8 protein-coding genes and 1 pseudogene are annotated in these 7,895 nt (G+C 46.3%); 6 read left to right on the top strand and 3 right to left on the bottom strand.

Annotated features, from left to right (window positions below):
• Nucleotides 1–236 precede the first annotated feature (236 nt).
• Nucleotides 237–374 carry a hypothetical protein gene (locus BKE30_RS16035; protein WP_158073184.1) on the bottom strand — a complete coding sequence of 46 codons (138 nt, stop codon included), beginning with the start codon at nucleotides 372–374 and terminating at the stop codon, nucleotides 237–239.
• Nucleotides 375–524: 150 nt separating this feature from the next.
• On the opposite strand from BKE30_RS16035, the pseudogene BKE30_RS16380 reads away from it, so the two are divergent.
• A pseudogene (locus BKE30_RS16380) lies at nucleotides 525–686 on the top strand (IS5/IS1182 family transposase); the annotation flags it as partial.
• 82 nt (nucleotides 687–768) lie between these two features.
• Here BKE30_RS16380 and BKE30_RS10515 read toward each other — a convergent pair.
• Both BKE30_RS10515 and nagZ read right to left on the bottom strand, forming a co-directional pair.
• Nucleotides 769–1,605 carry a class I SAM-dependent methyltransferase gene (locus tag BKE30_RS10515; protein WP_076878545.1) on the bottom strand — a complete coding sequence of 279 codons (837 nt, stop codon included), beginning with the start codon at nucleotides 1,603–1,605 and terminating at the stop codon, nucleotides 769–771.
• Between the two features lie 41 nt (nucleotides 1,606–1,646).
• Nucleotides 1,647–2,660: a beta-N-acetylhexosaminidase gene (gene nagZ / locus BKE30_RS10510; RefSeq protein WP_076878544.1), complete on the bottom strand. Its 1,014-nt coding sequence runs from the start codon at nucleotides 2,658–2,660 to the stop codon at nucleotides 1,647–1,649.
• Here nagZ and BKE30_RS10505 point away from each other — a divergent pair.
• The 5 genes from BKE30_RS10505 (at nucleotide 2,659) to BKE30_RS10485 (ending at nucleotide 7,851) form a co-directional block, all read left to right on the top strand.
• Nucleotides 2,659–2,847, top strand: coding sequence for a hypothetical protein (locus tag BKE30_RS10505; protein ID WP_026469838.1), 189 nt, complete (start codon nucleotides 2,659–2,661; stop codon nucleotides 2,845–2,847). The genes nagZ and BKE30_RS10505 overlap by 2 nt on opposite strands.
• Nucleotides 2,848–2,897: 50 nt before the next feature.
• Entirely contained in the window at nucleotides 2,898–5,132 is a 2,235-nt protein-coding gene (locus tag BKE30_RS10500) for a carboxy terminal-processing peptidase (protein WP_076878543.1), read from the top strand.
• 198 nt (nucleotides 5,133–5,330) lie between these two features.
• On the top strand, nucleotides 5,331–6,581 hold the full coding sequence (locus tag BKE30_RS10495; protein ID WP_076878542.1) for a glycosyltransferase family 4 protein: 1,251 nt from the start codon (nucleotides 5,331–5,333) through the stop codon (nucleotides 6,579–6,581).
• A gap of 58 nt (nucleotides 6,582–6,639) precedes the next feature.
• Nucleotides 6,640–7,185 (top strand): phosphatase PAP2 family protein, encoded by a 546-nt coding sequence (locus BKE30_RS10490; RefSeq protein WP_076878552.1) that lies wholly within the window; start codon nucleotides 6,640–6,642, stop codon nucleotides 7,183–7,185.
• 198 nt (nucleotides 7,186–7,383) lie between these two features.
• Entirely contained in the window at nucleotides 7,384–7,851 is a 468-nt protein-coding gene (locus BKE30_RS10485; RefSeq protein WP_076878541.1) for a hypothetical protein, read from the top strand.
• Nucleotides 7,852–7,895: the final 44 nt, after the last annotated feature.

The raw sequence follows: 7,895 nt of genomic DNA, 5'->3' as shown, positions 1-7,895 counted from the left end.
CCAGCTCATTATTCAGACCCCCATCAGTTAATCTGATGGGGGTTCTTTTATTTCTACAGGGACATACCCTACAGGACTTGCGTGGCTGTGCCACTCACAGCTCATTATTCAGACCCCCATCAGCTAAACTGATCGGGTTTCTTTATGCCTGAAAATATCCTGTGCTTCATTCCAAAAAATAAGGGAACCACCAAATGATGGTTCCCTTCTAGGTTGCTTGATGGAGAAGTAAAATACTATAGCTGGTTCGCTGCAACCAGTTCCGGCAACTCCTCAACCAGATAATCAATAAATACCCGTACCGCCGGTAACAAACCGCGCCGTGATGGATAAACCGCATGAAAGGTTCCTTGCGCCAGACAAAGTTGGTTCATACATCCTTTAGTTATAAATCTCGATAAGCAATAAATCATGTTTGAAGTAAGGCTTATAACGCTAAGGATCGGGCGAGGGATTTAATTAAAGCAGTGAATGGTACAATCGTGATGACTGCTAAAAGTAACTGCAAAGCACTACGTGATTATGACCAACATTTATATAAAGCAAGGCATCTGATCGAGAACTTCATTGCTAGGCTCAAGCAGTAACGGTGAATTGCGACACGCTACGATAAACTGGCTATAAACTTCCTTTCTGCCATCTATCTTTCCACATCCACATTTAGCTCAATTGATGATACGCCCTAGTCAAATAAATAGGTTTTATGTCATCAAAGCTGGGTATTTAAAATGATTAAGGCTGCATTTAAATACCCTGCCTGTTAGAAATCTAAACTTGGGCGTCAACAATCCAGACGATATCGCCAAGGTGATTTTGTTCTTCAGGATGCTCATAGTTAGAGGCTTGACGGATATGAGCTGTTTTAAAACCATGCCCTTTAAAGAAATTGGCAGCTTCTTGTGGGCTGATAAAGTAAAACTGAAACTCACTTTTGGACAGGAATTTTAACAATTTGCTGCTGTGCCAGATGACTTTTGCAAGTCGGTGCGTTGGTTCTGGATAGAGATCACTAATAAAATAGCCTTGAGGAAACTGTTTAAAGGCAGTGCTTAAAATCTGGCTTAATTGACCAATCAAATCTTTTGAAAAATAATTAATCAAGCCTTCACTTAGAACAACAATGGGACGGGTAGGGTCAAGATCCTGTCTTAGAATCTGCTGAAACTGGTCACTGAAAATATCACACCCATACACTTTCGCATCTGGTTCTATAGGCATGAGGGCTTCACTTTTGGTTGCAGCCATGACCGGTAAGTCCACTTCAATATAGTTGATGCCAGAATATTTTTGTCGAAAACGCCAGCCACGGGGTGATAGACCAGCAGCAATTTCAATAATCTGAATGTTAGGATGCTGGGCAATCAATTGTTCCAAGCGCTGGTCAATTAGCCGATGGCGTAATTTTAAGGTAGAGCGGACACTATGGCCCACAAATTTTTCTGCAAGGGTTTCAAAGGGGTGCAATAAGGTGGCGAGTTGTTTTCCTTTTGATGTGGCAAGGCGTTCATGTGAAATGCCCAGCAGATACCAGATATAGCCAGTGTAATGCGCAGTAAAAGAAATATGGCGATGTGGCGATAAGTCCTGTGCTGTTTTTGTGTTCATGTCTGACCCTCCAGTTGGTCAATTGTTTATTTAAAATTTGTTTAGGCGAGTAATGGTTGAATCAGTGCTTTAGAGGCCTGCCATTGCTGTCCCAAATCCAGTGTTTCAGTAATGTTGACGGGTAAAATTTTACCGCGCATTTTTTCCAAGCGTTGTTGATTGGGTAGTGGCATATCCTTTAGTGCTGTTAAGGCATTTAGCGCCGCAGCCCGGTCATTACAAACCAGACCCATGTCACAACCGGCATCCAGTGCGGCCTTGATGCGTGCATCGGCACCACCTGCGACACAAGCTGCCTGCATGGATAGGTCATCAGAGAATAAAACCCCATCAAACCCTAGTTTCTGGCGGATGATGGTCTGTAGCCAAAAGGGTGAGAAACCTGCCGGATTAGGGTCTACCTGATCATAAATTACATGTGCCGGCATTAATGCATCCAGCTGGTCTTTGAGCTGAATGAAAGGCTGCATGTCATTACGTTCAATGTCATCCAGTGTACGATGATCTACCGGAGCAGCAATATGTGAATCAGCCTCAACCGAGCCGTGTCCCGGAAAGTGTTTGCCTGTGGTGGCCATACCTGCGCGATGCATACCCTGCATAAACGCTGAAGCAAGCGCTATAACCTGAGCTGTATTAGAATGAAAGCCACGGTCTCCAATGACCTGACTAATACCATCCAGATCCAGGACAGGTGCAAAGCTAAAATCAATGCCGACGGCCAATACTTCACTTGCCATCAGCCAGCCGCATTGTTCAGCCAGCATAACCGCCTGTTGAGGGTCTTTTTCATGGAGATGGCCAAAGGCACGCATGGATGGCAGGCGACTAAACCCGGCACGCAAGCGTTGTACACGGCCTCCTTCCTGATCCACGGCAATCAGTAATTCCGGACGGATATTACGGATGCTATCGGTGAGCGCACGCACTTGCTGTGGACTGTAGATATTGCGGCCAAACAGGATAATGCCACCCACTTGAGGTTCGGTTAAAAGCCTTTGATCCTCCACAGTGAGGGAGGTTCCTTCAATATCCAGCATCAATGCGCCAATCATGCAACAAATATCCAATAAATCTGATGGGGGAGACAATACCGCATTTATAATCAGTTTTGCTACATTGTATAGCTGGAATTTGATGGTATGCTGCAACTATCTGGGAATAGATAGTGCTGAACAATACAGTAAGTTTATTGATGGAAAAATATTCGGTGGGTTGAACGCTGCAAGCAAAATGCTGTAAAAGTCGGTATACAACAATCGGGTCATGTGATTAGGAAACCCAAGCGTCTTATGAAATTACAAACTTTAGCCTGTGCCGTAGCCTTGATGACAGGCGGTCTTTTTTTCTCTCACACAGTGAATGAAGCCATTGCGGCTACGACTGTCAACCAGCAGGTAACGCTGGCACCCACACGAGAGCAATCGCTGGTTACCCGGCAAGTTGCAACACTGGTAGATCGCCAGCATTATTTAAACATGCGTCTGGATGCTGATGTATCGCGCCGCGTGCTGGCTATGTATATTGATTCACTGGACCCGGACCACACCCTGTTTTTACAGTCTGATATTGATGAATTCAATAAGAAATACGCATCAAGTCTGGGCACGTCGCTTAAAACTGGTGATCTGGCCCCTGCATTTAATATTTATGACCGTTACCGCACACGCCTGAACAGTTTTTATCAGTTTGCTATGCAGCAACTGGACAAGAAGCAGAACTTGCACCGTAATGATTTTATTGAACTGGACCGTGAAAAAGCTCCATTTTTTAATAGCAAGCGTGACCAGCAGGAACATTGGCAAAAAATGCTGGTGTCACAGCTCATCAACCTGAACATTAATAAAGAAGAAGAAGCGGCCAAGCAACAGGCGTTAAAAGCAAATCCTGCGCTGGCTGCCGGGCAGGACTTGACCCCACCGGAAGACTTGACCCCAGTTGAAACACTAAAAAAACGCTATCGTCGCCAGATGGAGCAGCAAACCCGGATTAAGAGTGACCGCGTGCTGGAGAAAATCCTGAATGCCACGCTGGCAACCTATGATCCGCACAGCAACTACTATGCCCCCATTGAGGCCATGGAGCTTAATCGCCAGACCACACTAGCGCTGGAAGGTATTGGGGTGTCTATTCGTCCTGAGCGCGGTAATGAAGACTATACCCGGATTGAAACCATTGTTGACGGCGGACCAGCCAGCAAGTCTGGACAGGTAAAATCTGGTGACCGGATTATTGGCGTAGGTCAGGAAGGTGAGCCAATTGTTGATGTGATTGGCTGGCCAAGTGGCGAAATTGTTGGTTTGATTCGTGGTAAGCGAGGCACCAAAGTGACCTTGCGCTTATTGGCCACTGGCGCAGCAGCCAATCAGGCTCGGGTAGTGACTTTAACGCGTGATGTAATTCAGGAAGAAGATTCCGGCGTTCGTTCACGTGTGGTCAATGTGAAGCGCAATGATGGCGAGCACAAGATTGGGGTTATTGAGATTCCATCATTTTACCTGAACTACCGGGCCCGCCGTGAAGGCAATAGTTACCGGAGTGTCAGTGTAGACACGCAAAAGGCACTGGTTGCACTACAAGCCCAAAATGTTGAAGGTGTGGTAGTAGATTTACGCAATAATCCGGGCGGTTCGCTGGAAGAAGTCGCGCGTATGCTGGGCCAGTTTGTTAAAGACGGGCCTGTGGTTCAAATTCGTGATGGTAATGGCAATGTCAACGTGTTCCGTGACGAAGATGGCGGTGAACAGATTTATAGCGGTCCATTGGCGGTTATTATAAATCTGGCATCCGCTTCAGCCAGCGAGATTTTCTCGGCAGCCATTCAGGACTACCAGCGTGGTATTGTGATTGGCAGCACTACAACAGGTAAAGGCACTGCACAGGTTCAACTGGATAGTCTGGCTTATGGTCAGGCAACATTAACCCAGCGCAAGTTTTACCGGATTACCGGCGGTAGTACCCAGAACAAGGGTGTAGTACCTGATGTGCCATTGATCAATATCTATGATGAAGATCTGGGTGAGCGCAAGGCCAAAAATGCGCTGAAATGGGATACTATCCAGACAGCACCGTATAAGCGTGAAGGGGTGGTCGCGCCGTTTGTTCCTCAGGTCAGCACCTGGTCGACAGCACGTACCAATGTTGAGCCTCAATTCGTTTATTTAAGTGCACTTAAAGGAATTGCCGAGAAAACCAAGGATAAAAAGCAATCCTCATTGAATATTGATACACGCAAACGTGAAATTCAGGAACTGGAAGCAGAAACCTTGCGTGCAGAAAATGCCCGTCGTACAGCAACCGGTTTGCAGCCTTATGCCAACTGGGAAAGTTATCAGGCGGCTCTGGATGCCCGATCTGAGTCTCGTGCCAAGATGAAAGCTGCCCAGCGTCCGCCACTACCGGAAGATGAAGCTTTTATTACGGAATCAGCCAATATTTTAATGGATATGGCGAGTTTGCAAAAAGCTCATCCTGAGGCAAAGGTGAGTGATGCAAGTATTACCATAGCGCAAAAGCCAGCATCATAATACGGGTGCTGTAAAGCGAATTATGCTGTAAACAGGTGAGGTAAAAAAGCATGCTTTGGCGTGCTTTTTTATGGCCTATAGTTTTATAAAAACCAAATAAAAAAATAATTCAGGTCATCAAAGTGTCATTAAATGTTCATTTATTGGTCAACTGACTGCTCTAACCTAGGGTTAACTCAAAGATAAAGAAGAATAGAGATGACCTTACTACAAAATTTTAATTCATTTTCCAATACTGATCCCCAGCGTTTTGGTGGTTCCTTAAGGATTGCTATTGTGACTGAAACCTGGCCACCCGAGATCAATGGGGTGGCTATGTCGGTGCTGCAATTATGCAAAGGCCTGCAACAGCGGGGGCATCGTATTTTACTTATTCGGCCATACCAGCCCACTGAGTGCCAGAGTTTTAAGCCAAGTGCTGAGTGTCTGGTAGCGGCCAGCAGTATCCCCAAATATCCCGAGCTGCGCTTTGGTTATCCACAATATAGAAAAATGACCAAGGCATTAAGCCAGTTTAAGCCAGACATCGTGCATATTGTGACTGAGGGCCCGCTTGGACTGGCTGCCCTGAATATTGCACGCCAATACAATTATCCCGTATCCAGTGGTTTTCACTCACCATTTCATGAGTTCAGCCAGTTTTTTGATTTAAAGTTTTTGATTAAACCCGTCCAGCATTATTTACGCTGGTTTCATAACCGCACTGATCTGACTTGTGTGCCCAGTACAGATACTCAGCGTGCCTTGGTTAAGGCAGGTTTTACTTGTCCATTGGCGCTGGTATCACGCGGGGTAGACAGCCAGCATTTTAATCCGCAAAAGCGCTGCAATAACTTGCGGCAACAATGGCAGGCCACGCCACAAACGATGGTAATGCTCTATGTAGGCCGCTTATCGCCAGAAAAAAACATTGATCTGGTGATACAGGCTTACCAGCATGCCAAAATCAGCCAACCTGAACGTGACTTTAAACTGGTAATTGTTGGGGATGGCCCAGACCGTGCCCGCTTACAAAATCTCATTCCAGAAGCCATTTTTACCGGCATGCAAACTGGGGAACAGTTGGCCCGGCACTATGCCAGCGCAGATGTATTCCTGTTTGCCAGCGAAGTAGAAACCTTTGGCAATGTAGTGCTTGAGGCACTGGCCAGTGGTTTGCCGGTACTGGCTTATGATTATGCGTGCACGGCACTCACTGTTCAGCACGGCATCAATGGCTGGGCATGCCGTTTAAGTGATGCCACACAGTTTCAGCAACTGGCTGCCCAATTACCTGCACTAAGCCAGCTACAGCAGATGGGTTTGCAAGCCACCAAAATAGCGCAACAATTTGGCTGGTCGATGGCAGTAGACCAGTTTGAATTTGCCCTCAAAACCACCGCCGACAAGCACCAGTCCCTTTATTCAACTGCATGGAACAAGGCAATGATCCCACTATTTATCACCTAGATATTTATTACATAAAGATTCATCAGGAGAACCTATGAACAAAATTCAAGCGACTACAATGCGTGCCCATTTGCGCCGTGCCCAGTATCTGGACCTTAGCTGGTGCATTAAACTTAATCGTTATTCCACAACAAAAAAAATTGCGGTTTTCTTTAAAATAATTAGCCGGCTGGGTGATGGCTGGTTCTGGTATGCCAGCTTGCTCGTAATGTGGCTTGTACAGGGGTTACACTACTACTGGCAAATGCTGTATGTCATGTCAGGCATGTTATGTGCCACAGCCATTTATAAATTACTCAAGCACAAGACCTTGCGTCCACGGCCTTATCAGGTACATCAGGCGGTAGTGCTGGGCGAGCGGCCTCTGGATCATTTTAGTTTTCCGTCTGGACATACCCTGCATGCTGTCATGCTGTGCATCCTGATGGGCTACAGTGTGCCAGCCATGCTGGTGGTGCTATTACCATTTACGTTACTGGTGGCTGTATCACGGGTCATTCTGGGTTTGCATTATCCCAGTGATGTGCTGGCTGGTGCGACGATTGGTGCGGTACTGGCCGGGTTATTAATTGCTGTGGCGCCTTGGCTGCATGTGCTGCTGTAGTTTTATAATTCAGCCAAAAAAATCATAGACATGAAAAATACCTTTCCAAGAAAATAATTTAGCCTTCAATCACTAGCCCATACAATAAGAAAAATAGAATTAAGGTTAAATCAGCTTTTGCTTTACATCAGTTCCCTGTCTATTTAGCATGCTGTTGACCTTTAAACCCATAACTCATTTTTATAGTGATAATTTTCCATGGATGAAACCTTAAGTCCGGCTGTGGCACTGGCGGTGCTGGCATCGGGGATATTTTTGTTAATTGGCTTGCTCACAGGGATCTGGAAGTACATTGCCATTATGCGCAGTGAAAAAGCCCGTGCACCGTATTATGTGGATATTGCCCACCGTGCGTCCCTGCTGTATGCCAGTGCCGCACTGATTCTGGCGGCACTGGCTTATTTTTCAGTATGGCCAGACTGGGTCAACTGGTGGGCCGTGCTGGCCAATGTGGTTTATTTTGCGCTGGCCATTGGGACTTATGTGATTCATGGCGCGCTAAAGGATACCGATAACCAGCTACGGCGGCCGCACCGTCTAGGGCCAATGAGCTTGCCCAGCGTGCTGATTCAGTTATTCATGTGGTCGCTCATTCTTGCCGAGCTGGGGGGGACGCTGGTGTTACTGGCCGGTGCGTGGCAGGTTTTATGGCCATTAATATTTTAATTGAAGTTATAGTGAGCAGACTATTTTAATGGTTTTCCTGGTTC

The sequence above is a fragment of the Alkanindiges hydrocarboniclasticus genome (genome assembly GCF_001982605.1).
Taxonomy (GTDB): domain Bacteria; phylum Pseudomonadota; class Gammaproteobacteria; order Pseudomonadales; family Moraxellaceae; genus Alkanindiges; species Alkanindiges hydrocarboniclasticus.
The sequence above is the reverse complement of the archived record's forward strand: the minus strand, read 5'-3'. Positions and strand labels throughout refer to the sequence as shown.